This is a genomic window from Streptomyces marokkonensis (assembly GCF_008312835.1).
Classification (GTDB): Bacteria; Actinomycetota; Actinomycetes; order Streptomycetales; family Streptomycetaceae; genus Streptomyces; species Streptomyces marokkonensis_A.
Genome location: NZ_VSKS01000024.1, coordinates 39202 through 66020 on the forward strand (window position 1 = coordinate 39202; position 26819 = coordinate 66020).

Genomic DNA, 26819 nt, shown 5'->3' on the forward strand with positions numbered 1-26819 from the left:
ACCCTTCCTTCATCTTCCTCAAGGAATCTTTGACTGTAGTGAGACTACAGTGTATCTCACTGGAGTATGACTACAGTGAAACCGGGCGGTGCTGGACGGATCCTTGTCGTGGGCGGGTACGGGGCCGTCGGAACGACGGTGACGGCCATGCTGGAGCAGTGGTTCCCGGGACGCGTAGTCCCGGGCGGGCGCGATGAGGACCGGGCTCGCCGGCTCGGCGGGGTACGCGTCGATACGGGCGATCCTGCTGGCTTCGGGCGAGTGCTGGACGACCTCGGTGACGTGGGCGCTGTGGTCCTGTGTGTCGAGCCCCAGGATGCTGCACTCGCCCGGCTCTGCCTGGAGCGGGGCATCCATCTCGTCGATGTCGGTGCGACCCACGGGCTCCTTGCCCAGGTCGCACAGCTCGATGATCTGGCTGCCGGGTCGGGGACGGCGGCTGTGCTGAGTGTCGGAGTGGCACCCGGGCTGACCAATCTGCTCGCCCGCCGTGTGCATGAGGAAGTCGGCGGGGCGCAGCGCCTGGATCTCACGTTGCTGCTGGGCGCGGGAGAGCGGCACGGAGCCGACGCGGTGCGCTGGACGGTCGCCGGTCTCAGTGACCCCGTCCTGGCCCGTCCTCAGCGGGTGGTCCTGCCCGGGTACGGCGTGCGCAGGGCTCATCCGTTTCCTTTCTCCGATCAGCACACGGTGCGGCGCACGCTCGGTGTGCCGGAGGCGACGACGCGGTTGTGCCTGGACTCCCGGCTGCTGACGGCCGCGCTGTTCGCCGTGCGTCGGCTGGGGCTTTTGCGCGGCACCCGTTGTCCAGGGCGGCAACGGCTGCTCACGCAGGCCTTCAGCCGGGTGCACCTGGGAGGTGAGGGGTTTGTGGTGCGGGCGGAGGCCCGTCGTGGGGACCGGCACGCGGTCTGTGCCCTGACCGGGCGCGGGCAGAGCCGGGTGTCGGGCCTCGTGGCCGCCTACGTCACCCGCGCGGTGCTGGCAGGCAGTGTGCCCGCCGGGGTGCGGCACATCGAGCAGGTACCCGTGCTGGCGGAGCTGCCCGAGGAACTGGCCGTTCACGGCGTCACGGTGTACGGCATCACCAGTGGGGCCCGGCGGTGAGCGAGGGCTGGCGGGGTGGCCATTAGACAGGGGCCGGCGATGCCTGGTCGAATGCTGCCGACGAGGTCGTCGCCCTGGCTCCGGGAGAGCTCGGACTCGCCGCAGACGGTACTGCCCCGTTGCGCGCACTGGATGTGGGCGCAGGGTCCGGTCCCGCTGCCGTTGCCCTGGCCCGGGCCGGTCTGCGAGTTGCTGCACTGGACCGGGAGCCGTCGTTGCTGCGGGTCGCCTCGCATCGGATACCCACGAGCGCCGGACGCGGCAGGGCGTACTGCGTGGCAGGTGATGCCGTGGCACTGCCCTTCGGGGCGAATACCTTCGAGCTGGTGGTTTCCACGTTCGGGGTGATGTTCGCGTCCGATCCCGCCCGGGCTGCGACAGAACTGGTACGGGTCTGCCGCCCGGGAGGAGTGATCGCCGTCGCCTCGTGGACCCCGGAAGGGACGATGCGGCAAATCGCTCCGACAGTTCTGGCGCACCTGGACCGGCCGGGCAGCAGCCCGTCTCCGATGCGCTGGGGCGATGCCGGGTGGGTGTGTACCTGGTTCGCGCCGCTGCCGACGGACCTTCATCTGTCGGTACGGCAAGTCCTGATGAGGTACGACTCGGTGGAGCATGCCGTGCGTGCTTTCGAGAACAAGCCCCGTCCGCTGCGAGCCCACCGTGCGGCGCTTCGGGCAGCGGGCCGCTGGAAGCAGGCCCGTGCCGCTTTGAGCAGGTTGTTCGAGGACGGCAACGAAGCCGATGACGGCAGCTCGCTGCTGCGGATTCCCTACCTGTTCCTCATCGGACACGTAAGGGAGACGTGAGCGCCACGAAGGCTCTTCAGGCGATGCCGGGAAGCAGGCGATGCGGTCGGGCGGCCTTCGGCTTCGACGGACAACCTCACTGCGTAAGCGGCTTTGGCGTGTCCGGCGTACCGGGGCGCCGCAGCGGACCTGTTGACCGACTCGCCTTCCTACGGCCCGAAGTGGACGTGCGAGGCCCAGGCGAGCGGGGCGTCGGGGGCGCGGCGGCGGGCCTCCAGGACCGCGCGGTGGAGGGCCTGGGGTGTGCGGGAGGGGTGGATGCGGCCTCCGGGGTCGCCCAGTCGGGCGTACACCTCGTCGGTCAGGGCGCGGGCGTTGTCGTCACCGATGGGCCACAGGGTGGAGACGACGTGCCGGAAGTTGCCGAGGAGGAGGGCCGCCGCCAGGTGGATGGCCTCGTCGGGCAGGTCGGTGCCGCCGACGGCCGTCTGGCAGCCGGAGAGCACGGCCAACTGGGGTGTCTCCAGGTCGAGTCGGGCCAGGTCGGTGACCGTGAGCGGCCGGTCGAACAGGTACAGGGCTCCCTTGCTGGGGTCGGCGAGGTTCTGGCCGGCGTGGCAGGCGAAGTGGACGCAGGTGTGTCCGTCGAGCAGGTACAGCGCCTGCTGGGCGGTGGCGGCCGCGTCGAGCCGCAGGGTGTGCCGTTCGGGGAAGCGGCGGCGCAGCGTTTCGGCCTCCTGGCGGGCGCCTGGCAGCGGGGCGAGGTGGGACGCGTACGGCGGTGGGGCGCCGAGTGCCAGGATCAGCAGCCGGCGTACGTGGTCGGGCGGCGCGGCGGGGCGCCGGGCTCTCAAAAGGCCGCGCAGGGTCGGCATGTACGAGGAGACCACGCGGGCCAGGACGGCGTCGTCCTCGCGCTCGTCGTCGGGGTCGTGGTAGCCGGCGGCGTGCAAGGGCAGCAGGGCGAGCGGGCCGGTCGCGCACCACCACACGCGTCCGCCCTGCCAGGACCGGGCCGGGTCGGAGTCGAGGACCGGCGCGGCGACCGTGTCCCACAGCCACTCCAGGGTGCCCAGCACGGCCTGCTGGGTGGGTCCGGTGGGCGTGCCGGGATCGTCGAGGCGTTCGAGGGCGGCGAGGTAGTCCCGCGTGCGGCGCTGCGCCGCGGGGGCGGTCAGGCCGGGCAGGGGGACGAGATGGACCCGGCCGGGGGTGACCACGAGCGCGTCGCAGCGGAACCGGCTGACGTTGACGAGGATCATGGGGCCGCCGGCGGTGGCGGCCGAGAGGTCGGCGAAGGGCAGTGGCTTCAGGAAGTGCGCGAAGCCGGGCAGGCGCCGGATCTCGTCGAGCAGGGTGTCCCAGGCGCGGGCCAGGCGGCGCCGGTGCTCGGTGCCGTCGTCGGGTCCGGTCCGGCCGTCGGGCAGGTCGAGGCCCGCCCGCAGTTCCTCCAGGCGGGCCGCCTGGTCGGGGTGGGCGGTGTGGAGCGCGGTGAGGTCGGTGCGGGTGTCGAGGACCTGGCTCCACAGGACGGAGCGGCCCTGGTCGAGGAGCTCGACGGCCTGTTCGGGCCGCCCGGCGAGGATCGCGCAGGCGGCGGCGTCGGTGGCCAAGTGCGCGTACGGGGCGAGGCGGCGCTCTCGGTCCCCGCGGGACAGTCCGCGCCAGGTGAGGAGCGCGAGCAGGTCGACGGCGACCGCGTGGGCGTCGGCGGCCTCGGCCCAGTCGCCGTCCCCGTCGGCGGCGCGGGCGGCGGCGAAGTCGCCCCAGGCGACGGCGGCTTCGAGGCGCTCGGCCGGGGGCGAGGTGTCGGCACGGGTGGCCGCCTCGCGGGACAGGGTGAGGCAGCGGGCCGCGTCGTCGGGGCGCGCGGCGGCCGGTCCGGCGAGGCTGCGGTCGCCCAGCATCCGGGCGAGGGTGCGCAGGACGTGGGCGCGTCTGGGGGAGGAGGGGTGCAGCGCGTGGGCGACCGTGCCGGTGAGGTCGATCGCCTCGTCGAGGTCGGCGGCCTCGCCGTGCCGGGCCCACCGATCCCACAGGGCGAGGCCGAGGTTGGTCAGCAGGTACTCGTCCGAGGTCCCCGGCGGCTGGAGTCGCGCGGCCTCCCGTCCGGCGGCGACGGACTCCTCGAGGTCGTCGGCGTCGTCGGTGAGCAGGTAGCGCATGCGCAGGCGGTTGCACAGGGCGGTGAGGGCGCCGCGTCGGTGCTCGCCGGGCGGGCCGCCCACGATGTCGTCGGTGAGGGCGAGGACGGCGCGCCCGGAGTCGACGCACTGGTCGAGGTCGGTGCGGTGGCCGGTGTGCCGGTACCGGGTCAGCAGGACGAGGCCGAGCATGGCCTGCCGGTCGTGCAGGTCGACGGTGCTCTCGGCGGGGGTCGTCTCGACCGCGCGGCGTGCGGAGGCGACCGCTTCCTCCAGGTCGCCTGCGGCGCCGTCGCGTTCGAAGCGGCGGACGAGGGCGCCGGCGAGGTGGGCGAGTTCCTTGCCGCGTCCGCCGGTCAGTTCGAGGACTCCGGCGAGCGAGCCGCCGGTCATGCGGTCGAGTTCCTCGACGGTGAGGTCCTGGCGGTTCAGCTGGTTCCGCAGTTGCTGGACGGTGGCGTCGGGACCGTGCGCGCCTCGGCGCAGGTGGTCGACGGCGGCGTCGAGATCGCGGGGGTCGCCCTCGTGCTCGAAGCGCAGCAGCAGTCCGGCGCCCAGGTCCGCGTGGACGAGCGCCTGGTAGGGGTGGGTGTCCGGCATGCCTGCGAGCAGGCGGCGGCTGATGTCGACGGCCTCCGTGAGGGCCTCGGTGTCGCCGGTACGCTGGAAGTGTCCGAGGAGGGTGTTGACGCGGTTGCTGTGACGGACGACGGAGCTGAGTTCGCCGGGGTCGCCGCCCGCCTGGTCGGCCGGCACGGCGGGCGGGTCGGCCGGGCCTGAGACGAAGGTGCTGGAGCGCAGGACCGGCGCCGCCTTCTCCTCGTGCCGGGTGTGGACCTCGCGCCGGCGTTCGGTCACGGTGGCCAGCAGGTCGCGGGCGCGGGTGTGCCGGGGGTCGTCGGGCGGGAGGCGGTCCAGGGCGGCCGTGAGGCAGGTGTGCGCCTCGTCGAGGTCGCGCGCGGTGCCGCTGTGTTCCTGGCGGCGGAGCAGGGCGGCGGCGAGGTCGAGGGCGACGGGGCCGTGTTCCCCGTCCGTGGGGCCGGCCGCGTCGAGGGCCTGCCGCAGGGCGTCCACGCCCTCGTCGAGGTCGGAGAGGGTGCCGGTGTCCTCGTGGCGGCCGACGAGGTGGGCGCCGAGCCGGTGCAGGGTCCGTCGGCGGTATCCGGTCAGGTCGAGCGGCCGGGACAGCAGGTCGCGCCACCGCTGGACGGCCACGTCGCGGGTCTCGGGGGTGCCGAGGCGTTGGTGGCGGGCGTCAGCGATCAGGGCCAGCAGGGTGCGGAACGGCACCTGGTTGTCGTCGCCCTCGGGGCACAGCCGCACCGCGTGCCGGACCGTCTCCTCGGCCGCGTCCAGGTCCGCCGCGTCCTGCTCGGCCTCGAAGCGGTTCAGCAGCGCCTGGCCCAGGTAGGCGGCGTAGGGCGCGCGGTCGGGGAAGTCCGGGGGCAGCTCGCGCAGGGCGCCGCCGAGCAGTTCGATGCCCTGGTCGAGGTCGAGCAGGCCGCCCTCCGGTGTCTGGGAGCGGTCGACCAGCTCGCGTCCCTCCTCGGCGCGCTGGTGGGGCGTCGGTGGGCGGCGGAGCGGCCGGCGGGTCACCTCCAGGCCACGGCCGGCAGCGTTCTCCCGTTCCAGGGCGACCAGTTCGGTCCGCAGGGCCGACGCCGCCGCCGGGCCGCCACGCGCGGCGGCCGTGGACACGGCCTCCTTCATCGCGCCCAGCGCCTCGTCCAGGTCCTCCTGGGCGTGCTCGCGGACGTAGCGGTCGTACAGCGTCGCCGCGAAGCTCCTGAGCTGGTTTGGTGCAGGCCTGCCTGCGCGCCGGGCGTCGGCGACGGCGCCCCGCAGCACGTCCACCGCCTCGTCGAGGTCCCGCGACGCCCGGGTGTGGGCGTGGCGGACCTTGAGGGTGGTGCCCAACGACAAGCGGACGGCGAGGTGTTCGCCCTGGCCAGGCGGTACGGCGGCGAGGTACTTGCGGCACATCCGTACGGCGGCTCCCGCGTGGGCGGCCGTGTCGTGCCGGGCCGTCTGGCGGGTGAGGGTGGCGACGAGCGCGTGCAGCGCGGCGACGCGTGTGGCGTCGCCGGTGGCGGTGAGGGCGAGTGCGGCGCGTCCCCACTGTTCGGCGCGGTCGAGGTCGCCCGCGTCCTCGAAGGTCCCGGCGCGTTCGAGCCAGTGGACGGCGAGGAGCAGGGCGTAGGGGCACAGGCGCGGGTGGTCCGGGGGCAGGTCGGCCACCGCGTGTTCCAGCGCGACGAGGAAGGCGAGGGGATCGGCGCCGCCGTCCTTCTCGGCCTGCGCGAACGAGGCGGCGGTCTCGGCGCGGGTCGCCGGGTCGGCGCCGAACTCGACGGCCAGGTCCCACAGGGGCGCGGGGAGCAACTGCGGCCGGGTGTCGTGCAGCAGGCCCAGGGCGGCGGCGATGTGAGAGGCCTCGGGAAGTACGGCGCCCTGGCGCAGGCCCATTTCGCGGGCGAGGTAGAGCAGGCCCACCAGCCGCAGCACCCGCTCCCGCTCGGGCGAGCGGGGCGGCGCCTCGGCGGCCTGAGCCAGCAACCGGTCGGCGTCCCGCAGGAGTTGGGGACGGGCGACCTCGGCCGCGCGTCCGGTGCTCAGGTACCGGGTGACACTGTCCTCGATCCGCCGCTCGGGATCGCCCCAGGCCCGTAACCTCATCCCGACCCATCCTCTTCCCTGCCGTCACCCAATTGGCCTGTGGCACCCTGACGGCACGACAGGCACACAACGATACGACTGCTCACCTCAGAGTGACCAATCTTGCGCGGAGGGTCCATGACGTCCGAGGAACCGACCGAGTCCGAGGCGCTCGCCGTGTGGTGCGCCCGGTTGCCGGGGCTGCGCGAGCAGGCACGGCGGACGGGTGTCGGTGAGCGGCTGGACCGGGACGTGGCCCGGGTCCAGGAGGGCGGTTCGGCGGTACGCGCGGTGCACAAGTGGGTGCGGGACGGGGACCAGGAGGTCGTACGTGTCTGGTCGGGCCGCGACGTGCTCGGCCTGGTCGGCTTCCCGGGCCCCACGCGGACGACGCCGGTCGGCGCGGGCACCTACGTCTGTCCGCGCGAGCGGTGCGACCGGACGGCGGGGCGGGACGCGCAGGGGCACGTGCCGGTGTGCCACGCCTTCGGTGCGGCCATGCGGCCGACGGCGTGACGCGCGATGGTCACGGGTGTACTCGCCGAACTGAACCGGCATGTGAACGGCCGCTGGTTCACCGCCGTGCTGCTGCCGGGCCTGCTGCTGGTCGCCGTGGCGGTGGCGGGCCGGCACCTCGGTCACGAAGGGGCGCTGAGCGCCGACGAGTTGAGGGTGTGGGCCGAGGCGGTGTGGCACGGCTGGCGCCGGGAGCCGTCCGGGGCGGCGGTGGACGTCGGGCTGGTGCTGCTCGCGGCGGGCGTGGTGGGCGCCCTCGCGAGTGAACTGGGCGTGGCCGTCGAGCGGGTGTGGCTGAGCCCCGGGTCCTCCGGTGGCGGGTGGCGGCGCCGCAGGGCGGTGCGCGCGGCCGAGCGGGCCGGGGTGGCGACCGTGGCGGCGTATCTGCCGCAGCGGCGGACCTGGATGAGCGACCGGATCAGGCTGGTCGAGGCGCGGACGCGGGCGCAGTACTGGTTCGACGCCTCGGCGGCCTGGCCCCGGCTGTGGCTGCTGCTGGGCGACGAGGCGCGCAGGCCGGTGATCAGCGCGCGGGCAGCCTTCGCGGACGCGGTGTCCCTGGCCGGCTGGGGCTGCCTCTACACGCTGGTGGGGATCGTGTGGTGGCCGGCCCTCGTCGTCGGGGCCTGTGTCTTCCTCACCGGGTGGCGCCGGGCGCGTACCGGTCTGGACGATCTGGCGACGCTCATCGAGTCGGCCGTCGACGTCCACCACCGTGCGCTCGCCGAGGCGTTGGGTGTCACCCTCGGTACGGAGGGGGTCGGGGCGGCGGAAGGCGCCCGGATCGACGACATGCTCCGCAAGGGCGGCGTCTGAACACACCGCGACGCGCCCCGCGCTGAGGTGCGGGGCGCGTCGGGGACGGTGCCTGCGCCTCAGTGGAGTTGGGCGAGCAGGTCGCCGCCCTCCACCTGCTCGGTGCGGTTCATGGCGCGCCGGGGGACCGTGCCGGACTTCTGCGCGGTGATGGTGGCCTCCATCTCCCCGGGCAGAAGCCACACGCGCGTGAAAGTGGCTCGGAACCGGCCTGGGCCGGCGGGCTGACCTGGCGAGGTGTCGTGATCAATCCTCGTAGCGCCGCCGCGCGAGATGGACGGTGATGTCGGCGTCCATCTCGACTCTGTCCGGCAGTACCCGCATGATCTGGCTGAATACCTGCTCTCGCTCCGCGGTCGGCAAGACGAGATAAGCCGAGATGGTGGAGAGATGACCAACGTAGTCGCGAGCGCTCATCATCACACGCCGTTCGATCACGGACTGCTGAACGCCGGTGAACCACTCAGACCGTTGCAGCTCCGTGCCCGGCCACTGCATCTCATGGTCCGGAGGCGTTCCATCAGGCGACGGAATCCCGTCACTCTCCAAGAATGGTGCTCGCGCCGCACGGACAGCTTCCTCCACAGCCGGGTCAGCCAGTCGAAATGGCCCGCCGCACGAGGCGAATACGCCACCCGGTTCCAGCAGTGCGGCCACGCGCGACCACCGGCCCTCCGGGTTCGTCCAATGCAGCGCTGCTGCCGCGTAGACCAGTCCGTACCGTTCGCCCGGTCGCAGGTCCTCGAAGGCGACTTGCACCGTTCCGACGTTCGTCGGCACGTGCTTGCGCAGTTCGGCGAGCATGGCGCCGTCAGGATCGGTCGCGGTGACCATGACCCCTCGTTGAGCGAACAGGCGGGTTGCCTTGCCTGTCCCAGCGCCGATCTCAAGGGCGGTCCGCACCGGGTGACCCGCGTATGCCGTCACCATGTCGAACAGCTCCGCGGGATACCCCGGCCGGAACCGTTCGTATGCTTCCGCCATCCGTCCGAAACTCAGCGCGCGACCAGACATTCCCAGCATCCTGACACGAGCGGGCCCTGCGTGCTTGATCTTTTCCGGGCTCAGACGCGAACTGACGTCTCATGAGACATATCAGCCGGGAGCATCCGGATGTCACGTCGGTGGAACCCGCGCTGGTGGTGGAAGTCGGTGTCGATGTCGCCCGTGAGGTCTCCGGCCGGTGGCGTCATCCCGCGCCGGCATCGCGCCCGACCCGACCTCTCCCCCGCCGATGTTCCCCGCCTGACGACGACGCCGCACGACGGCGGCACGCGCGGAGGCCCCGGCCGACGCGCGAACGGCTGAGCGCGCCCCGGTCCCCGGCGGCGGCCTCGCCGCCCATCCCGCCCGTGCCCGGTGTGAGGGTCGTACCCCGGATCCGGTGGCGGGGCGGCAAGTGGTTCCGGATCCGGGGTGGCTGGTGACCGTTCTGGGCTACTTCACGGCGCCGGCGGTGACACCGCGGGTGAGGGAGCGCTGGAAGACGAGGAAGAAGACGATCATCGGGATGACGCCGAGGAGGGCGGCGGCGCTCATCGCGGTGGGGTCGCTGGTGTACTGGCCCTGCATGACGGACAGACCGAGGGGGACGGTCTGCTGGTCGTTGGAGATGAGCAGGACGAGGGGGTAGAGGAACTCGTTCCAGCTCCAGACGAAGAAGAACACGCACATCACTGACAGGGTGGGCCAGCTCATGGGCAGGATGATGCGCCAGAGGATGGTCCAGCGGCCGGCGCCGTCGAGCGAGGCGAACGCGTTCCCAGACGTCGCCGATGATGTCCCAGTTCCAGCGCTCGGGCCCGTCCTGGCCCTCTTCAGCGCCTACGCCATCGGCATCGGCCGCATCCGATGGCGCACCGCCTTCCTGGTGTTCTTCCTCGGCGTCAACGTCCTGCCACAAGAGGCGTGAGGGGCTGGATCGGCCGCGGTAGGTGATGTAGCCGTCGCGGTCGTTGGCCTTCTTGGTGCAGGCGCGGGCGCCCGAGAGCTTGCCGGAGCACTCGTTGGAGTCACGGCCCGGAGTGTCCTGCTGGACCCCCTCGGCCTTCGAGGCCGAGGAGTACTCGCCGGCCTGCGCCGGAGCAGCAGCAAGGTCAGTGCGCCCACAACGAGGACGGCCGCAGCAGCAGCGGGCAGAGTACGACGGACGCGCATACGGGGTCCCGCCGCTGCTACCGCGCTTGGGCGAACCGCGCCAGGTGGTCGTCGCTGACCCGCACCCGGCGCGCGGCGAGTGCTTCCTCGATCTGCTCCACCCGGCTCGCACCGACGATGGGGTTGATCCCCTGGCGCATCAGCCATGCCAGGACGACCTGGTTCCTGGTGGACGACAGCTCGTTGGCCATGTCGTCCAGGGCTGCGAGCACCCGGGCGGTCCCGGGATGATCGTAGGTCTGCGGAAGCGGCTTGTCCGCGCGCACATAGGAACCCCACATCAGCGAGGTGTACGACCACACGAGGAGTTCTTCCGACCGCGCGAGGTCCACATCCTCTGCGGTGACCAGGCGGTGTCCGGACTCTGCGAGCGGGGTGAGCGGGCGTGGCTGGACGAGTGAGTGGCGCAGTTGCAGGGCCGTCCACGGCTCCACACCCTGCTCCCGTGCGAGCGACCGGGCGCGCTCGACGCGCCAGGCGGCGTGGTTCGCCGCTCCGATCCGCAGGGCCACTCCGTCCCTGACCAACGCGCCGAAGGCGCCGACCGTCTCCTCCAGCGGCACGGTCCGATCCTCGGCGTGGGCCCACAGCAGATCGACGTGGTCGACTCCGAGACGCCGCAGGCTCGCTTCCACGCCGGCGTAGACGGCTTGGGCGGAAAGGCCCTCTGCGCTTTCCGGCCGGTGCGGGACGAGTGGGTTGTGCCGGACCTTCGTCGCGATCCGCACGGTGTCGCGCGCGCCCGGGCGGGCCCGGAGCCACTCGCCGATGACGCGCTCACTGGCGCCGCCGACACCGCTGGGATCGGTCCAGAAGGAGTAGCAGTTCGCGGTATCGAGCCAGACACCGCCGCCGGCGACGAAGGAGTCGAGGATCGCGAAGGCTTGCGCGGGGACGATGCGGGTGCCGAAGTCCATCGTCCCGAGGATGATCTGGGGGTCAGTGATGTTCATGCCCCCCATGCTCGGATCTGGAGCGCGCTCTAGGTCAAGCGCGGGTGACGGACGCTTCGAACCCGGCCTTCGGGAGGCCGTCGCCCCGTGCAGGGACGGCGCGACGTCACTGGCCTGACATCAGCACGGCAGATGTGCACCCCGAACCACGCTGAAGTCCTCGACTTCTCACCGCCGACCATGCACGAGCTCGTCAGCCGTGAGGCCCAAGTTGCATCCAGCCGACGTTGCATCAACGCTTGTGTTGAGGACCCAGGGGCTGGGGGCACCATCCATCAGGCGCTCGTTGACCTCAACACTCGTGCTTACGTCGGTACGGTAGACGTCGAGTTGCCGGCCTCCCCCACTTCATGGCGATCACGGAAGTACGCACACAGCCGACGCTGAGCCGGTCGAGTCGAAAGGGCTTCAACAGCGAGTCGGGGTTGAGACCGTCTTGAGAAAGAATTTTTACGTCACCGATGCAGCGCAGGCGATCCCTGAGTGGCGGCGACCACCTGAACCCTTGCTCGTGCGACAGGCCTGACCACGGCGAGTCGGCATCCGCTACGAGATGAGAAAGGCCGCGATGTAATGGATGTAGCACCTGAGATGCTGACGGCCAAGGATGCGCTTGCGGCTGTTTTGAGGCAGGCGTTGCCCTTCCTTCCTGGCGTAGTGGGCGTAGATATTGGCTTTCGCCAAGATGGGGTCGAATTGACGGACGAAGTCGTCATTCGGGTCTTGGTCACCGACGAGAACAATGCGCCCAGCCAGTTGGAAGCTCTCACGGCCGACACCCCTTTTCCCGTGACGGTGGTGCAACGCGACTTCACCCCATTGGTGGACAACGCCACGTACGACCCAGTAATCGGTGGAGGCACCCTGAAGGCGGAGCATGGCGGGTTCCTGTCCCCCGGAGGCACATTGGGTGGCATTGCGAACGATGCGATGTTCGGTGGGCAAGTTGGGGTCTCCTGCGCACACGTGATCGCGAGTATCACAGAGCCAGTGAACATCCTCCAGGGTGACCCCATATACCAGCCCAGCCTGAGCCGCAAGATCGGTAGACTCTACCGCTGGCAAGACGCTACCGACACAGCTGCATTCAAGTTCGATGATGGTATTGCCTTCGATTGGATCATTAATGAGATCGGGGCCTATAGCGGCATGTCCAGGGCTAAGCTGGGAGATCCAGTGCGAAAACGAGGTAAGACAACGCTGCTCACTACCGGCCGCGTGAGCGCGGTGGGACTACAGCCACTCGGGATCGGAACTCCTCCAAATTCATTCGAAATCTATACCGACGACCTAGCCAATCAGCCGATCTTTGCAGAAAGCGGCGACAGCGGATCTCTGGTCGTCAATCTTTTCGACCAGGTGGTGGGGATCCTCACGCAGAAGGGGATCGAGTACAGCTCGATCGTCACCACGGGCACCCCTCCTCCAGGTGCAATATCTGGGTTCGCCACGCAAATGATGACCGAAGGTGCGGTCACTGGCGCTGCCGAATCAGTCGGACTCAACTTCTGAACGGGGCGGTTCCCGAAACGATGAGTGGGTGGCAGGGGGCATGCCCGTCAGGAAGTGCCTGTTGGCGCACCCACGCTTCCCTCTGGCACTTCACACCAACGAGATCCTCCACGAAGTCGCCGCCCACGGCCGACGAATCTCCGACTCAGGTCACTAAAGCTTGTCCCGTAAACGATCTCCGTATCTTCCGCGCCCAGTAGCCCTGTCCGCTGGTTCGGATGTGCGGCAGACTTCGGGCAACAGACACGACCGAGGGGATGGGGAGGGCGGATAGAACACGTCAGTGAGTCGTTGACGGGCTGTGGCCCATCGGTGCTGGAGGCGCTTGGTGCTGCTGGGTGGACAGCAGGTCGCAAGATCGCCACTGGAGACTGGACACAGCAACTGGCAGCCGCTGGGTTCGAGCTCAATGAGGCGGCGGTCGGGGTCTGGGCCGAGTTCGGCGGGTTGACGATCAGGAGCTGCCCCGCTCGTGCTCCTGCCTCGTCGCTGCAGGTAGACCCCGTTGACGCCTGCGTCGACACCGCCGCGGAGGCGTCCAGGCTGAGGCGCCGATACGCGGAGAACTACAGTCCTCTGGGTATGTGGTCGGTCCAGTTCAGGTCGTATATCGCGGCCAGCGGGCGCGTCGTGGCCGTCGGCCCGAACGTCCTCTGGCCTCTGGGGTCGACCTTCGCGGAGGTGCTGGCCTACGTGGTGGACGGCGATGCCGGCGTCTATCGTGCGGAACAAGCAGACTGGCTTGCCAACTGCCTCCCTGGCAGGTGAGACGATCTTGCGGTACCTGGTGTGGTCACGGCGTCGGAGCCGTCCTGGATAGCCCCGTTCACCGGGCTGAGCCCGCGACAGTCCGGCAAGCTGGTCACCGCACTGCGGTGCGAGGGTGTCGGTCCAGTCCGCAAGGGCCGGCCCTGGAGCCTGCCGCTGGAGGACCGCGTGCTGCTGGTCGCCGCGTACTGGCGCACGAACCTCACGTTGCGACAACTGGCGCCGCTGTTCGGGGTGTCGAAGTCGGCCGCGGACCGCATCATCGACCACCTCGGCTCTTCGCTCGCGTTTCAGCACCGCAGACGGTTCCGCAAGGACGCCGTGCTGATCGCGGACGGCACCCTGGTCCCCACCCGCGACCACACCGTCGCCGAGCAGTCGAAGAACTACCGGTACTCCACCAACCATCAGGTCATCATCGACGCCGACACCCGGCTCGTCGTCGCCGTCGGCCGGCCGGTCCCGGGGAACCGCAACGACTGCGAGGCATGGGAGCTGTCCGGCGCCAAGGACGCCGTCGGCCGCACCACCGTGATCGCGGACGGCGGCTACCGGACTGGAAGGAAGAGCACAACCGCTCACACCGCAAGGTCCGCGCCCGCGTCGAGCACGCCTTCGCCCGCATGAAGACCTGGAAGATCCTCCGCGACTGCCGCCTCAAAGGCGACGGCGTCCACCACGCCATGCTCGGCATCGCCCGCCTGCACAACCTCACGCTGGCCGGATGAGAGGCAACGGTGATGGTCAACCGGCATGTTGGAGATCATTTGCGGGACAACGCTCAGGTCTCCGAATCGGCGATGACGGCGCATGGGTGATCGCATACGGCCGAGGCGCTCAGTGTCGCCCGAGAACGCTTCGCCGTTCGCGTACGAGTCCTTCAAACGGCAATGCCTTGATGTTCGGCGGTATCACCTTCCCCCTGGCTCACCCAGCCGGTGTTCGCCAGTCCGCTCGGCGAGCCATGCGGGGTCGGCACAGGAGCAAGCCGTCGTCCGGCTTGAGGGGCAACGAGCCGCGGTCAGTGCTGTGCCTGCGAGGTAGAGCCGAGTTGCCCACAGGGCAGATCGAAGAAGGCGGTCGGCGTCTGGGTCGGGCGCGGGCGCTGTGGTCCACGGGCCGACGCAGCAAGTCGTCACACAGTGTGCCGGTGGAGCTCGGGCGGGCTGTGAACGAGTCGGCAAGGCTGACGAGCCGTCTCCCGTTGGCGTCCCGTGCCGGTTTCGGCTGAGGGCTGCTGTCCAGCAGTGCGCCGGCCCTGCGTTGGAGTAGGCAGCGTGCGCCCATCAGTACGTCCAAGGGGGCGCCGAGGTCGTCCAGCGGGCGGAGAGCTGGGCGGACTTGGAGAGTAGCTGGCACACCTTCACTACTCGGTGATACTTTGTAGCGGTACTCGGTATCACGTAGTACTGGTTTGGACTGAGGTGGGCTCGCGATGGACGACCTGACGGAGATGCTGAAGGGCACGCTCGAAGGGTGTGTACTCGAGATCATCGGCAGCGAGGAGACCTACGGGTACGCCATCACCCGCCGACTGAACGAGCTCGGCTTCACCGATGTCGTGGAGGGGACGGTCTACACCATCTTGCTGCGGCTGGAGAGACACGGACTCGTCCAGGTGACGAAGCGGCCGTCCGGGGTCGGGCCGCCGCGCAAGTTCTACTCGCTCAACGACGCCGGACGCGAGGAACTCGCGAGGTTCTGGACGAAATGGCAGTACGTCTCATCACGCATCGACAAGCTCAAGGAGGGCGGGAGATGAACTTCTGGGAGAGGGTCACAGGCAGCGATCTCACCAGGGAATGGAAGGCGTTCGAAGCCCGGGCCGCAGCCCTGCCCGACGACTACCAAGCGGCGTGGGAACAGATCAAGGCCCACCTCCTTCCCCATGGGGACTTCACCGGCCGCAACCTGACGCCGATCCTCGACGCCGCCCTGGCGCTGCTCGAAGAAGCCGCGGCGGACGAGCAGAGCCTCGACGAGGTGTTCGGCGACGACATCCGAGGCTTCTGCACGGCGCTGGCCGGTGGAGAAGGGGCTCGAACCTATCGCGACCGGTGGCGCGAGCAGCTGAACAGGAACGTCGCAAGGAAACTGAACCGGCTGGGAGGCTGACTTGAGCATCCACGACATCATCGAGGGCAAGAAGCAGTGGCGCGCGCACATGGCTCGCGTCAAGGCGCTCCCACCGGACTACCAGATCGTCTACAAGGAGATGCAGAAGTACCTGTTCAAGGTCGGACCCATCGACCTGTCCGACGGGCCGCTGCTCCCCGGGATCGTCGACTTCTTCGAAGAGGGCGCCGCCGCGGGCAAGGGAGTCCTGGAACTCATCGGCGACGATGTCGCCGCGTTCTGCGACGACCTGATCAAGGACTCACGCACCTACGCGGACGCCTACCAGGAGTCGCGGGCCCGTTGCGAGTGACGCCGCCGTGCGCCGAGGTCCGGCCCACTGGGGCCGGCCCCGGACATCCTTGCGCAGGCCGACGGCGGAGATGGCGGGTGGTGCCGGGCTACTGTCAGGCGTACGGCGACAAGACCGTCCTCGGCGGCATCGGCCTTCTTATCCCGGAAGAATCCGTCTTCGCGCTCCTCGGTCCGAAGGGCGCCGGCAAGTCACCGTAGTGAAGATCCTCTCCACGCTCATCGGTACCGACGAAGGGCAGGTCCAGGTCGCGGGCCACGACGTCGCCACGGCACCGGACGAAGTACGGGCCGCGATCGGGGAGCCGGGACCCGGCTGATGGCCCACCGGGGGACTCGGACGAAGAGCCCGCTATGGTCGTGTACATGCAGGCAGAGCAGCCGTTTCAGGTCCCCGCCCCGCCGTCCCCGCCTGTCCCGCCGCCTCGCAGCCGCGGTCCGCTGGTGACTTCCCTGCTGATCGGACTGCTGGTGGGCGGCGCAGGCGTAGGCGTGGCCTGGGCACTGACCGGTGGCACGTCGGACACCGATAGTGGTGCCGGGAGCGATGCCCGAGGCGCGTGCGATGCGCTGGCCGGTTTGGACGAATCGAAGCTCTTGCCGCAAGCCGAGGTCCGCGAGCAGGAACGTGAGCAGGCGCTGTATCGCTTCGCGGGAGCCTTCGACCTGGCCACGGCCGCCGCCGCAGGCGACTCCTCATACGAGCCACTCGCAGAGGCCATCACCCGGGCGCACAACCGCCACCGCCAGGTCTTCGAGGTCGACACCGAGGTGAAGAAGGAACTGGCCAAGGCCCGCAGAATCTGCGCCGACCTCTGAGTCTTTCCAACGGCGGGGCGTGGGCGGTTGCGCAGCATCCGCCGCCCATCGCATTCCCAGCCACGCAGCAAGGCACTTGCTCACACCGACGGCGCGCCGCCCTTTCACAGGGTGGCGCGCCGTGGTCGTGTGGGTCGGGTGTGTGCCGGTGCCGGACCCGGCCGTCGGATCCCGCTCCTGCGGCGCCGTCCAGCGCGCCAGGTCCGGCACCGCCACCCCCTCTTCCCGCTGTCCTCGAAGCTTGCGTACGCGCTTGCCGGGCCGGCTCGCGTGGCCACGCATGGGCCGAGACGCTGTGCAACAGCGGCCGCATACGCACAGGCGGCCGTCGGTCGACGCGTCGGTGGGAATCAGTGGTGCGTGGTGGCCGGTGGGCCGGCGATGGCGGTGAGCCGGAGCTTGGTCTCGTCTTCACTGCCGCGCAGGGCGGTCATGATGACGATCTTGAGCTCTCCGGTCACCCATAGCTCAGCGAACCTCCTGTTGCCCGCGTTCAGGTCGCGGATCAGCGGGGCCAGGCGGCTGTCCCGGGGGAAACGGCCGGTGGCACGGCGCAGGTCGGAGTCGACGGCAGCGTCAGTGGTGTCGCGGTCCGCCTCGGTCACCGGCCACAGCGTGAGGTGGGCCGGGTCAGCGTCCACCGGAAACCTGTCGCGCGTGAAGTTGCGCAGCCGCGGACGGCCCGGATGCCGACGGGGGATGCGGCATCCGGGCCTGCGAGACAGCGTAGCCCTATCAGACTGCGAAACCACCACATGAGGGGTACGGGCTTTGTAGACGGAGTGGTGGACACAGCGCTGAGGCTTCTTCTGCCTGAGCTCGGCAAACCACTGCTCCCCTCAGGTCTGAGGAGAGGCTCAAAGGGCGGTCTTGTGAACCACAGGTACCGCAGTACGACTACCCGAGCCACGGCTTCGGAAGATCCTTGCTCGCGGGGCGGGCCCACAGGGGGCGGTGCGGCCCGTGCCGCGCAGTGATCGGACCTGGCCCACCCCCTACCCGGGTATCACCGCGTCTTGGCTCCCTGGTGTGACGCCCCGGCGCCTACCGCGTCTCTACCTTCTCGTCTTCCCACGGACGAGACAGAGGGAGACGGATGGATGCGCCGCTTCAGGACGTTGCCGACCACCGCCGTAGTGACCACGCGTGCCGGCAGCACACGGCGAAGCTCGCCTCCGCCGCGCCCCGAGAACGCCACCGCGCGACAAGCCCAACCGGACGCGGGCAGCGAGTTCAAGCCGCTGCTGCGTGACGTCAAGGGACTGGGGCTGCTCGACCGGCGCCCCGGCTGGTACGCGCGCACCATCGCGACCAACGCGCTGGGACTTGCCGCCATCGTCACCGGCATGGCGCTCATCGGCGGCTCCTGGTGGGTCGTCGCGCTGGCCTCCGTCCTCACCGTCCTGTGTGCCCGCACGGCGTTTTCATCGGCCACGACGCGGGCCATGCCCAGATCAGCGGCAACCGCGCCACCAACCGCCGTATCGGGCTCATCCACGGCAACCTGCTGCTCGGCATGAGCTACGCCTCACGTCCCGCAACGTCAGGGGCAGCTTCCTCACCGACTGGTTCCTCGGGGCCTCAACTACCGGATCGAGCACCACCTGTTCCCCAAGCATGCCCCGCCCGCACCTGAGTCTCGCCCAGTCCATGGTGAAGGCCCGCTGCCGCGACCTCGGCATCCCCTACGCGGAGACCGATCTCGTCGACTCCCACCGTCAGGCGCTGCGGGACATGTACGAAGTGGGAGAACCGCTGCGTGCCGACATATGAGGAGCCGACGCCTTGCGCCACTCCGGACGCCGTCGCGGCGCACATAGGCTGGTGCGCATGACCTCAGTGGAGGAGGAACGCCCGCGCGCACTGCTCGCGGGGGCTTCGCGGCGATGGGTGCGGCTGTCGCCGTGGGCCGTGGCGTTCGTGCTGTGCGTCGCCCTGCTGCCCACGACCATCGTGGTCCTCACCGCCGACTACGGCCTGACCGGCAGTGTCGCCGCCGGGCTGGCCGTCGCGCAGGCCGCGCCGCTGCTGCTCGCCGTCGTACGGCCACTGCGGGCCTGGTTCGTGGTCTTCGTCGCGGACGTCGCCGGGGCGCTCGCCCTGCTCACCGTCGACTTCCAGGAGCGGCTGCTGTGGCCGTTCCCGCCCATGGAGATCGTCGGGTACGTCGGCGTCTGCCTCGCCTTGGGCCTGCGCGAACGGCGCCGGACACTGCTGCTGGTGTGGCTGGCGACGGCCGCCGCGAACGTGGCCCTGGGGTTCGTCGCGCCCCATGGCTTCGGCGCCAGGGGCATGCTGTTCACCATCCTCGGGGGCGTCGCGCTCGTGCTGGGCGGTGCGCTGCGCGAGCGGTCCGAGGTGCAGCGCAGGCTGGTCGAGCAGGAGACGATCAGCGAGGCCGAACGTGGCCGGCGGACGCTGCTGGAGGAGCGCGCCCGGATCGCCCGCGAGCTGCACGACGTGGTGGCACACCACATGTCCGTCATCACGGTGCAGGCGGACACCGCGGAGTACCGCCTCGACTCGCTTCCGCCGGACGTGCGGGAGGAGTTCACGTCCATCGCGGCGACCGCGCGCGAGTCGCTCGGCGAAATGCGACGGCTCCTCGGCGTGCTGCGCAACGAGGAGGCGCACGGCGAGCTCGTGCCCCAGCCGGGCCTGGCGCAGATCGGGCAGCTGGTGGAAGTGACGGCGAGGGCCCGCGGGCCGGTGGAGTTCACCCCCTGCGACGTCGCCGTGCCCGAGACGGTCGGCCTGTCCGCGTACCGGATCGTCCAGGAGGCTCTCTCGAACGTCGTGCGGCACGCGCCGGGTGCCCGCACGCAGGTGTCCCTGTCGGTGACGGAGTCCGATCCGCAGGACGGTGCGCGGCTCACCGTCCTGGTCGTCAACGGACCGCCGCCCCAGCCGCCCGACGGGCCACTCGAGGTGGGCGGCACCGGGCACGGCCTCGTCGGCATGCGCGAGCGGGTGCGGCTCGTCGGCGGCAGCCTCGACACGGGGCCGCTGCCGGACGGCGGCTTCCGGGTCGCCGCCCAACTTCCCCTCAACTTCTCTGACTGAAAAGGACTTCACGTGACGACGCGCGTCATCATCGTCGACGACCAGGCCATGGTGCGGGCCGGCTTCGCCGCCCTGCTGGCCGCCCAGAGCGACATCGACGTGGTGGGCGAGGCCCCCGACGGCGCGCAGGGCGTCGAGCTGAGCCGGCGTACCCACCCGGACGTCGTGCTGATGGACGTGCGGATGCCCGAGATGGACGGGCTGGAGGCCGCACGCCGCCTCCTGGAGCCGGCACCCGGTGTGACACACCGGCCGCGCGTCCTGATGCTCACCACCTTCGACGTCGACGACTACGTCTACGAGGCGCTCCGGGCGGGCGCGAGCGGCTTCCTCCTCAAGGATGCGCCGCCGGCCGACCTCATCGCGGCGGTCCGCGTCGTGGCCTCGGGGGACGCGCTGCTCGCCCCCTCCGTGACGCGCCGCCTCATCGCGGACTTCGCCAAGCAGCGTCCCGCCGTCCGGAGCAAGCCCGCGCTGCGGCTCAAAGGCCTGACGGAACGCGAGACCGAGGTCCTCACGCTGGTGGCCCGCGGGCAGTCGAACGGGGAGATCGCGCAGACGCTGGTGCTGGCTGAGCAGACGGTGAAGACGCACGTCAGCCGCGTCCTGACCAAGCTTGACCTGCGCGACCGCGCCCAGGCGGTGGTCTTCGCCTACGAGTCGGGGCTGGTCGCTCCGGGCGAGTAGGACGCCCCCGCCCCTCCTCCACCCCCTACCGCGGTAGCACCCCACATTGGCTCCCCGGTATGACGCCCGGCGCTCAGCCGTCCCCGCACTCTTCACCCGTCACAGAAAGTACACGTGAGAGGGAGACGGGACATGAGGCTACGCAGGGGCAAGCGGCAGAAGGCGGACAACCGGCCCGAGGTCCCGGCCGCCACGCCCGGTCTCGCCGTCGAACTGCGCGACGTCCGGCGGCAGTACGGCCGGGGGACAGGCACGGTGCACGCTCTAGCGGGCATCGAACTCGCTCTGCCGCGCGGCACGTTCACCGCGGTCATGGGCCCGTCCGGGTCCGGCAAGTCCACCTTCCTGCAGTGTGCAGCCGGGCTCGACCGGCCGACGGCGGGATCCGTGCGCCTCGGCGGCACGGAGATCACCGGCATGAGCGAGAACGAGCTCACCGAGCTGCGCCGCAGCCGCCTCGGCTTCGTCTTCCAGGCGTTCAACCTGCTGCCGTCGCTGACCGTGGAGCAGAACGTCCTGCTGCCCATGCTCCTGGCCGGGCAGCGCCAGGACCGGCGCCAGGCGCAGGCGGTGCTCGCCCAGGTCGGACTCGCCGACAAGGCGAAGCGCCGGCCCGGAGAGCTCTCCGGCGGTCAGCAGCAACGCGTGGCCGTCGCCCGCGCCCTGGTCACCAGCCCCGACGTGATCTTCGCGGACGAACCCACCGGCGCCCTCGACACCGGCACCGCCGCCGAGGTCCTCAGCCTGCTGCGTAACGCGGTGGACGCTCTGGGCGCCACCGTTGTCATGGTCACCCACGACCCGGCCGCGGCCGCCTGGGCCGACCGTGTGCTGTTCCTCGCCGACGGCGCCTTCACCGACCACCTCGAGCGCGGTTCGGCGGAGCAGATCGCGGCACGGATGACCGTGCTCACCTCGCGCGCCTCCCGCTCCGGTGCGGTGGCGGGGGTGGCGGCATGAGGCGCCCCAACGGACTCGCCCGTGAGGCCGTCCGCTTCAAACCCGCGTCCTTCGCCGGGACCTTCCTCGCGCTGCTGATGTCCGCACTGATCGTCTCGGCCTGCGGAATCCTGCTCGAGACCAGTCTGCGCGCCTCCGTGCCGCCGGAACGGTACGCGAACGCGCCGGTCGTCGCGGCGGCGGACCAGAACAAGTACGTGGTCACCGGCAGCGGCGAGGACCGCGAGAAGGAGGCGACGCCCCTGCCGGACACGGCACGGATGGACGCCGGGCTGGCTGCGAAGGCCGCCGGGGCGCCGGGTGCGGCCACCGCAGTCGCGGACTTCACCTTCCCGGTGCGCGCGACGGACGCCGGCGCCCGTGCACTGACTGTTCCGGGAGGTGTGCTCACCGCGCACGGATGGGGCTCGCACACCTTCACCGGCACCTCGCTGACCAACGGCTCCGCACCCCGCGAGGGGGAAGTCGTGCTCGACGCGGGAACGGCCCGCGCCGCGCACGCCGCGGTCGGCGACACCGTCGTACTGGAGACCGCCGCCGACCGGCAGGACTTCCGTGTCGCCGGCGTCGCCGAGGCCGGCCCCGCGGACACCGTCCGGGACTCCGGCGGGGCGGGCGCCCTGCTCTGGTTCGCCGACACCCAGGCCGCCACGCTCGCCGGGCATCCCGGCAAGGCCGACGCCGTCGTCGTGCTGGCAGAGCACGGCACCGACACCGATGCCCTCGCCGCAGCCGTGAAACAGGCCCTGGCCGGCTCCGGCGCCCAGGTCCACACCGGCGACGACCGCGGCGCCGTCGAGGACCCGAGCCTCGGGTACGCCAAGGTGACCCTCTTCGGAATCGGCGGCTCCTTCGGCGGCATCGCCGCCCTCGTCGCGGTCTTCACCGCCGCCGGAACCATCGCCCTCTCGGTCGCACAGCGCTCCCGCGAATTCGCCCTGCTGCGCGCCGTCGGCGCCACCCCGCGGCAGGTCCGCCGCGCGGTCGCCTCCGAAGCACTGCTCGTCGCGCCGCTCGCCGGGATCATCGGCTGCCTGCCCGGCATCGGACTCGCGCACTGGTGGTTCGGACAGCTCCAGGACCGGGGCGCCATCCCGCGCGCCGTGGACCTGCACGTCTCCGGGCTTCCGCTGCTCGCCGCCGTGGTCATGGGGTTGCTCACCGCGCTCGGCGCAGGCTGGTTCGCCGGACGCCGGCCCGCGAAGACCAAGCCGGGGCAGGCGCTGTCGGACGCGTCGGTGGAGCGGCTGCGGCCCGGCCTCCTCCGGACCGTCCTCGGCGTCGGCGCCCTCGTCGGCGGCGCGATCCTCACCGGCGTGTCCGCCCGCTCCGCCGGAGACGACGCGGCTGGCGCCGCCCTCGGCGTCGTCATGCTCTTCATGCTCGCCGTCGGGCTGCTCGGCCCGCTGGTGGCACGGCTGTGCGCCGGCCTGTTCGGCCTCCCGCTGCGCGGCGCGGGCCCGGCCGCCCAGCTCGCGGCCGCCAACTCCCGGACCAACGCCCGCCGCCTCGCCTCCGCGATCACCCCGATCGTGCTCGCCGTGGCCTTCTCCTCCACCCTCGTGTTCATGCACACGAGCGAGACCCACGCCGCCGACAAGCAGCTACGCGCGGGCATCACCGCGGACCACGTGGTGACGGACCCGGCCGGGCTCCCGGTGGACGCGGCGGCACGCGCCGCCCGCGCACCGGGCGTGGAGGCGGCCGTCGGGCTGCTGAACACCCAGGTGCTGGTGCCGACCGGCTCCGGCGAGTTCAAGTCGCTCCAGGGCGCGGCCACCCAGGGCGTCACCGGCTCCGGCGCCGCACTGGCGAAGGTGCAGGACCTGGACGTACGCGACGGCAGCCTCGACCGGCTCGGCGAGGGGCGTATCGCCATCGACAAGACCCTGGCGACCTCGGCGGACGCCGATGTCGGCGACCGGCTCCCGCTCCACCTCCCCGACGGGACGGAGGTCAGCCCCGAGATCGTCGCGGTCTACGGCCGCGGCCTCGGCCTGGCCACGGTGACCATGGACCGGGCGTCCCTCGCCGGGCACGTCACCTCGGGCTTCGACAGCACCCTGCTGGTACGGGGCGGCTCGGAAAGGTCGCTCACCCCCCTGGGCGAGGTCACCGACGCCTCCGGCTACGCCACCGAGCAGAACCGCGACGCGAAGACGGGCGCCTGGCTGAACAACACCATGGCCGCGGTCCTCGGCGGGTTCGCCGCCGTCGCCGCCGTCAACACCCTGGTGATGACGGTCCTGGACCGCCGCCGCGAACTGGGCACCCTGCGCCTCGTCGGCTCCACCCGGCGTCAGGTGATGACGATGCTCCGCTGGGAGGGCCTGCTGGTCTCCGTGGTGGGCCTGGTCCTCGGCTCCGCGATCGCCGCGGCCACGCTGATCCCGATGATGAGCGGCGTGACCGGTGACATGCCGTACGTGCCCCCGCTGGTGTACGGATGCTTCGCGGTCGCAGCCGGCGGCCTGGCCCTGCTGGCGGTCACGCTGCCGGCCCGGGCCGCGCTGCGCCGCTGGTCCTAGCCCATCCGGGGCGGCAGCCGGCATCGCATCGGCCCCGTACCCGGCTCCCACCCTTTATCGGCTCCCGTCTCTCGGGCCGCGGAGCAGCGCACACCGTGCCGCGGCGGCCCTTGTCCGCGTCCGGCACGAGCCGCGGGGCGGCAGCGCCGCATGCCGCGCGCCCCGTCGCCCCCTCCCTCACCCGGCAATGACGGAAAGGACACTCATGACCACAATCCTGGCTCCCCCGGTCCCCATCGGGAAGGCCGCTGTCGGAGCCCTCGGTTTACTGGCACTGTCCACCGGCGCTCTGGAGTCGGTGGTGTCACCGACGATCCCGCTCCTGGAACGCGAACTGGACATGAGCCAGTCCGAAGGGGCGCTGCTCAGCATCGTGCTCCTCATCACCGGGGCACTCATCACGCCGTTGGCAGGCAAGTTCGGCGACCGCTACGGCGGGAAACGGGTCCTGATCCGGCTGATGGCGGTCGTCGCGGTCGGCGGCACGGTGTCCGCCCTGGCCCCGAACCTGCCCGTGCTGCTGCTCGGGCAGGTGCTGCAAGGGGCGATGGTGGGCGCGCTTCCCCTGTCGTTCATCGTCGTGCGCAAAAACCTGCCCCCGGGAGAGTCGAAGGTCGCCATCGGAGTGGTCAGCGGACTCTTCGTCGGGGGAGGGATGGTCGGCATGCTGTCGGCCGGGCCGGTGGCGGAAGAGCTCTCCCGGCACTGGATGTTCGCGCTGCCCACGATCGCGGTCATCGGGGCCACCCTGCTCGTGAACACGCTCATGCCGTCCGACCAGCCGGGCGGGTCGGACGACGCCGGCATCGACTGGCCCGGCCTGCTGCTCCTGAGCGGAATGCTGGTCACGCTCATGCTCGTACTCGCGCTGGCGCCCGAAGCGGCCTCGCAACCACTCGTGCTCGGCGCCCTCGTCGTGCTTCTGGCCGTCTTCGCCACCGGTTGGGTGTCCGTCGAACGGCGTGCGGCCTCTCCGATGATCGATCTGCACCTGCTGGCACGGCCCGCGATCTGGAAGGCATGTGCGCTGACATTCGTGATCTGCCTCGGCACCTCGATGGCGGTCTATCTCGTTCCGCAGCTGCTCGACGAGCGCGGCGACGGGTACGGATTCAGCGCCGGCGCCACCGAGATCGGCTTCTTCCTGCTGCCCGGCGCCGTCGCCGCGACGCTGGCCGGGCCGCTCGGCGGGATCGGGGACCGGCGTTTCGGCTCGCGTGCCGTGGTCAACACCGGGGTCGTCATGATGGCCGTCTCCCTGGTCGTCCTGGCGTCCGTGCACACCGAGGTCTGGCACGTCGTCGTCGGCAAGGCGCTGATCGCGCTGGCCAACGGCCTGTGTGTCACGGCGATGATGACCAGCACCGCCACGGCCGTCGATGCCAAGGACACCGGCATCGCCACCAGCCTGATCCTGGTGAGCCGCGTACTCGGCTACGCCGTGGGCGGGCAGCTCGGTGGTGCGCTCCTCACCGCCGCAACCCCTTCCGGGTCGGAGGTCGCGGCCGAATCGGCCTACGTCACCGGCTTCGTCATAGCCGGCGTCGTCACGTCGCTGGCCCTGTTCGTCACTCGCACCATGCCCAAAGGAGTCAAGGAATGACCCTCACCGACCAGCTGACGGATGTCCGTGGCACGCCGAGGCGCAAGGTCCTGATATCCGGGGCCAGCATCGCGGGGCCCGCCCTCGCGTTCTGGCTGAACCGCTACGGATACGCGGTCACGGTCGTGGAGAAGGCGCCCACCCTGCGTGGGGGTGGCTATCCCATCGACGTGCGCGGCACCGCACTGGAAGTCGTCCGGAGGATGGGGATCCTGCCGCGGCTGCGGGACGCGCACATCGACCTGCGGCGGCTGGCCTTCCTCGACTCGGACGGCAGCGAGGTGACCTCCCTGCACCCGCATGCCGTCACCGGCGGCGTCGCGGGACGGGACCTGGAGGTACGGCGCGGGGATCTGACGGAAGCGCTGTACACGGCGGTCCGTGACGACGTGGAGTTCCTGTTCAACGACTCCATCGACACCCTCGACCAGAGCGACCACGGGGTCGACGTCACCTTCCGCGGGGGCGGCAGCCGTACGTTCGACATGGTGTTCGGTGCGGACGGCATGCACTCGCGCACCCGGGAGATACTGTTCGGCCCCGAAGAGCAGTTCCACCACTACCTCGGCTACTGCTTCGCTGTGTTCACCATGCGCAACACCTTCGGGCTCTCCCACGAGACCGTGATGTGGAACGCCCCGGGCAGGGCCGCGGCACTCTACGCCGTGGGGGACGACGACGAGGTGCACGCCTTCCTGAACTTCGCCCAGCCGGAGCCGCCCCTGGACGCGTTCCGGGACCCGCAGGCCCAACGCGACCTGGTCGCCCAGGTCTTCGCCGACGCGGGATGGGAGGTCCCGGGCATGCTGGCCGCCCTGCGCGAGGCGGAGGACCTGTTCTTCGACGGGGTCAGCCAGATCCGCATGCCCCGCTGGTCCAGCGGCAGGGTCGCGCTGGTCGGCGACGCCGCGTACGCACCCTCGTTCCTCACCGGACAGGGCACCAGCCTCGCGCTCGTCGGCGCGTACATGCTCGCCGGCTGCCTCGCGGACCGGGGTCACGGCGCGGGCTTCGCCGCCTACGAACGCGACACCCGGCAGTTCGTGACCGCGAACCAGGGGCTGGTCGGCCAGGGCGGCGCCACCCTCTTCCCCACCACCGCCCAGGCCCTGGAGCAGCGCAACGAACGACTGCGCAGCCTCAGCGCCATGCCCCCGGCGGAGGGAAAACTGGCTCATTCGGCGCTCACTCTGCCCGAGCCCCTGCGCCCGGCATGACCGCCGAGCCGGGTCGGGCCCTGCCACCACCACCGGGCATCCCTGCTGCCCGCCTACTGAGGCCCTCACAAGATCAGCGCCAGGGCCACGGAGACGGCACGACCGCAGGAGGTAGCGGGCCGGGCCCGGTCTGGTCTG

At 70.8% G+C, this 26819-nt stretch carries 22 protein-coding genes and 4 pseudogenes; 20 read left to right on the forward strand and 6 right to left on the reverse strand.

Going from position 1 to position 26819, the window contains the following annotated elements; all coding sequences use genetic code 11:
- Positions 1–66 precede the first annotated feature (66 nt).
- Complete coding sequence (locus F1615_RS30735; RefSeq protein WP_280118912.1) at positions 67–1107, forward strand: saccharopine dehydrogenase family protein; 1041 nt, start codon at positions 67–69, stop codon at positions 1105–1107.
- A 119-nt stretch (positions 1108–1226) separates the two neighbouring features.
- Complete coding sequence (locus F1615_RS30740) at positions 1227–1916, forward strand: methyltransferase domain-containing protein (RefSeq protein ID WP_167533912.1); 690 nt, start codon at positions 1227–1229, stop codon at positions 1914–1916.
- A gap of 149 nt (positions 1917–2065) precedes the next feature.
- On the opposite strand, the gene F1615_RS30745 is transcribed toward F1615_RS30740, so the two are convergent.
- Entirely contained in the window at positions 2066–6676 is a 4611-nt protein-coding gene (locus F1615_RS30745; RefSeq protein ID WP_149552328.1) for a CHAT domain-containing protein, read from the reverse strand.
- A gap of 117 nt (positions 6677–6793) precedes the next feature.
- Between F1615_RS30745 and F1615_RS30750 the strand changes: the two genes are divergently transcribed.
- Together F1615_RS30750 and F1615_RS30755 are read left to right on the forward strand one after the other, a co-directional pair.
- Positions 6794–7171, forward strand: a complete 378-nt coding sequence (locus F1615_RS30750) for a hypothetical protein (protein WP_149552329.1) — start codon at positions 6794–6796, stop codon at positions 7169–7171.
- Positions 7172–7177: 6 nt separating this feature from the next.
- The gene (locus tag F1615_RS30755; protein WP_149552330.1) at positions 7178–7987 is read left to right on the forward strand and encodes a hypothetical protein; all 810 of its coding nucleotides are present in this window, start codon (positions 7178–7180) and stop codon (positions 7985–7987) included.
- Positions 7988–8046: 59 nt separating this feature from the next.
- Here the strand turns inward: F1615_RS30755 and F1615_RS36905 are convergent, their stop codons facing one another.
- The 3 genes and pseudogenes from F1615_RS36905 to F1615_RS30770 form a co-directional block, all read right to left on the reverse strand.
- Positions 8047–8172 (reverse strand): hypothetical protein, encoded by a 126-nt coding sequence (locus F1615_RS36905; RefSeq protein ID WP_280118913.1) that lies wholly within the window; start codon positions 8170–8172, stop codon positions 8047–8049.
- 61 nt (positions 8173–8233) lie between these two features.
- On the reverse strand, positions 8234–9001 hold the full coding sequence (locus F1615_RS30760; protein ID WP_149552331.1) for a class I SAM-dependent methyltransferase: 768 nt from the start codon (positions 8999–9001) through the stop codon (positions 8234–8236).
- A gap of 423 nt (positions 9002–9424) precedes the next feature.
- Positions 9425–9739, reverse strand: a pseudogene (locus F1615_RS30770) (carbohydrate ABC transporter permease); the annotation flags it as partial.
- Between F1615_RS30770 and F1615_RS37225 the strand changes: the two are divergent.
- Complete coding sequence (locus tag F1615_RS37225) at positions 9684–9899, forward strand: hypothetical protein (RefSeq protein ID WP_425385670.1); 216 nt, start codon at positions 9684–9686, stop codon at positions 9897–9899. The pseudogene F1615_RS30770 and the gene F1615_RS37225 overlap by 56 nt on opposite strands.
- A 262-nt stretch (positions 9900–10161) precedes the next feature.
- On the opposite strand, the gene F1615_RS30780 is transcribed toward F1615_RS37225, so the two are convergent.
- Positions 10162–11097 (reverse strand): aldo/keto reductase, encoded by a 936-nt coding sequence (locus F1615_RS30780; RefSeq protein ID WP_149552333.1) that lies wholly within the window; start codon positions 11095–11097, stop codon positions 10162–10164.
- A 591-nt stretch (positions 11098–11688) separates the two neighbouring features.
- Here F1615_RS30780 and F1615_RS30785 point away from each other — a divergent pair.
- The 8 genes and pseudogenes from F1615_RS30785 (at position 11689) to F1615_RS36600 (ending at position 16623) form a co-directional block, all read left to right on the forward strand.
- Positions 11689–12609: a hypothetical protein gene (locus tag F1615_RS30785; protein WP_149552334.1), complete on the forward strand. Its 921-nt coding sequence runs from the start codon at positions 11689–11691 to the stop codon at positions 12607–12609.
- Positions 12610–12921: 312 nt separating this feature from the next.
- On the forward strand, positions 12922–13377 hold the full coding sequence (locus F1615_RS30790) for an SUKH-3 domain-containing protein (RefSeq protein WP_244328915.1): 456 nt from the start codon (positions 12922–12924) through the stop codon (positions 13375–13377).
- 21 nt (positions 13378–13398) lie between these two features.
- Positions 13399–14105 (forward strand): annotated as a pseudogene (locus F1615_RS30795) (transposase family protein).
- Between the two features lie 707 nt (positions 14106–14812).
- Positions 14813–15139 carry a PadR family transcriptional regulator gene (locus F1615_RS30800; protein WP_149552336.1) on the forward strand — a complete coding sequence of 109 codons (327 nt, stop codon included), beginning with the start codon at positions 14813–14815 and terminating at the stop codon, positions 15137–15139.
- Positions 15136–15492, forward strand: coding sequence for a DUF1048 domain-containing protein (locus F1615_RS30805; RefSeq protein WP_149552337.1), 357 nt, complete (start codon positions 15136–15138; stop codon positions 15490–15492). Before F1615_RS30800 ends, F1615_RS30805 begins: the two co-directional genes overlap by 4 nt.
- Before the next feature lies 1 nt (position 15493).
- Positions 15494–15805, forward strand: a complete 312-nt coding sequence (locus F1615_RS30810) for a DUF1048 domain-containing protein (RefSeq protein ID WP_149552338.1) — start codon at positions 15494–15496, stop codon at positions 15803–15805.
- A gap of 77 nt (positions 15806–15882) precedes the next feature.
- Positions 15883–16115 (forward strand): annotated as a pseudogene (locus tag F1615_RS30815) (ATP-binding cassette domain-containing protein); the annotation flags it as partial.
- 133 nt (positions 16116–16248) lie between these two features.
- Complete coding sequence (locus F1615_RS36600) at positions 16249–16623, forward strand: hypothetical protein (protein WP_167533913.1); 375 nt, start codon at positions 16249–16251, stop codon at positions 16621–16623.
- A gap of 350 nt (positions 16624–16973) precedes the next feature.
- Here F1615_RS36600 and F1615_RS30825 read toward each other — a convergent pair whose 3' ends face one another.
- On the reverse strand, positions 16974–17264 hold the full coding sequence (locus F1615_RS30825; protein WP_244328916.1) for a hypothetical protein: 291 nt from the start codon (positions 17262–17264) through the stop codon (positions 16974–16976).
- 459 nt (positions 17265–17723) lie between these two features.
- On the opposite strand from F1615_RS30825, the pseudogene F1615_RS30830 reads away from it, so the two are divergent.
- The 7 genes and pseudogenes from F1615_RS30830 (at position 17724) to F1615_RS30860 (ending at position 26681) form a co-directional block, all read left to right on the forward strand.
- Positions 17724–18396, forward strand: a pseudogene (locus F1615_RS30830) (fatty acid desaturase family protein).
- 57 nt (positions 18397–18453) lie between these two features.
- Positions 18454–19686 (forward strand): sensor histidine kinase, encoded by a 1233-nt coding sequence (locus F1615_RS30835; RefSeq protein ID WP_149552339.1) that lies wholly within the window; start codon positions 18454–18456, stop codon positions 19684–19686.
- Positions 19687–19698: 12 nt separating this feature from the next.
- Positions 19699–20373, forward strand: coding sequence for a response regulator (locus F1615_RS30840; protein ID WP_149552340.1), 675 nt, complete (start codon positions 19699–19701; stop codon positions 20371–20373).
- A gap of 132 nt (positions 20374–20505) precedes the next feature.
- Positions 20506–21333 carry an ABC transporter ATP-binding protein gene (locus F1615_RS30845; protein WP_149552341.1) on the forward strand — a complete coding sequence of 276 codons (828 nt, stop codon included), beginning with the start codon at positions 20506–20508 and terminating at the stop codon, positions 21331–21333.
- Positions 21330–23861, forward strand: coding sequence for an ABC transporter permease (locus tag F1615_RS30850; RefSeq protein ID WP_149552342.1), 2532 nt, complete (start codon positions 21330–21332; stop codon positions 23859–23861). Before F1615_RS30845 ends, F1615_RS30850 begins: the two co-directional genes overlap by 4 nt.
- A 205-nt stretch (positions 23862–24066) precedes the next feature.
- On the forward strand, positions 24067–25464 hold the full coding sequence (locus tag F1615_RS30855; protein WP_149552343.1) for an MFS transporter: 1398 nt from the start codon (positions 24067–24069) through the stop codon (positions 25462–25464).
- Positions 25461–26681, forward strand: a complete 1221-nt coding sequence (locus tag F1615_RS30860) for an FAD-dependent monooxygenase (protein WP_149552344.1) — start codon at positions 25461–25463, stop codon at positions 26679–26681. The genes F1615_RS30855 and F1615_RS30860 overlap by 4 nt, the downstream gene beginning before the upstream one ends.
- Positions 26682–26819 lie beyond the last annotated feature (138 nt).

Bases quoted from the DNA above. Each gene is read 5' to 3' on its own strand.
- F1615_RS30735 (WP_280118912.1), top strand. From the start codon at position 67: ATGACTACAGTGAAACCGGGCGGTGCTGGACGGATCCTTGTCGTGGGC.
- F1615_RS30745 (WP_149552328.1), bottom strand. From the start codon at position 6,676: ATGAGGTTACGGGCCTGGGGCGATCCCGAGCGGCGGATCGAGGACAGT.
- F1615_RS30750 (WP_149552329.1), top strand. From the start codon at position 6,794: ATGACGTCCGAGGAACCGACCGAGTCCGAGGCGCTCGCCGTGTGGTGC.
- F1615_RS30755 (WP_149552330.1), top strand. From the start codon at position 7,178: ATGGTCACGGGTGTACTCGCCGAACTGAACCGGCATGTGAACGGCCGC.
- F1615_RS30760 (WP_149552331.1), bottom strand. From the start codon at position 9,001: ATGTCTGGTCGCGCGCTGAGTTTCGGACGGATGGCGGAAGCATACGAA.
- F1615_RS37225 (WP_425385670.1), top strand. From the start codon at position 9,684: ATGGGCAGGATGATGCGCCAGAGGATGGTCCAGCGGCCGGCGCCGTCG.
- F1615_RS30780 (WP_149552333.1), bottom strand. From the start codon at position 11,097: ATGAACATCACTGACCCCCAGATCATCCTCGGGACGATGGACTTCGGC.
- F1615_RS30785 (WP_149552334.1), top strand. From the start codon at position 11,689: ATGCTGACGGCCAAGGATGCGCTTGCGGCTGTTTTGAGGCAGGCGTTG.
- F1615_RS30800 (WP_149552336.1), top strand. From the start codon at position 14,813: ATGGACGACCTGACGGAGATGCTGAAGGGCACGCTCGAAGGGTGTGTA.
- F1615_RS30805 (WP_149552337.1), top strand. From the start codon at position 15,136: ATGAACTTCTGGGAGAGGGTCACAGGCAGCGATCTCACCAGGGAATGG.
- F1615_RS30835 (WP_149552339.1), top strand. From the start codon at position 18,454: ATGACCTCAGTGGAGGAGGAACGCCCGCGCGCACTGCTCGCGGGGGCT.
- F1615_RS30845 (WP_149552341.1), top strand. From the start codon at position 20,506: ATGAGGCTACGCAGGGGCAAGCGGCAGAAGGCGGACAACCGGCCCGAG.
- F1615_RS30850 (WP_149552342.1), top strand. From the start codon at position 21,330: ATGAGGCGCCCCAACGGACTCGCCCGTGAGGCCGTCCGCTTCAAACCC.
- F1615_RS30855 (WP_149552343.1), top strand. From the start codon at position 24,067: ATGACCACAATCCTGGCTCCCCCGGTCCCCATCGGGAAGGCCGCTGTC.
- F1615_RS30860 (WP_149552344.1), top strand. From the start codon at position 25,461: ATGACCCTCACCGACCAGCTGACGGATGTCCGTGGCACGCCGAGGCGC.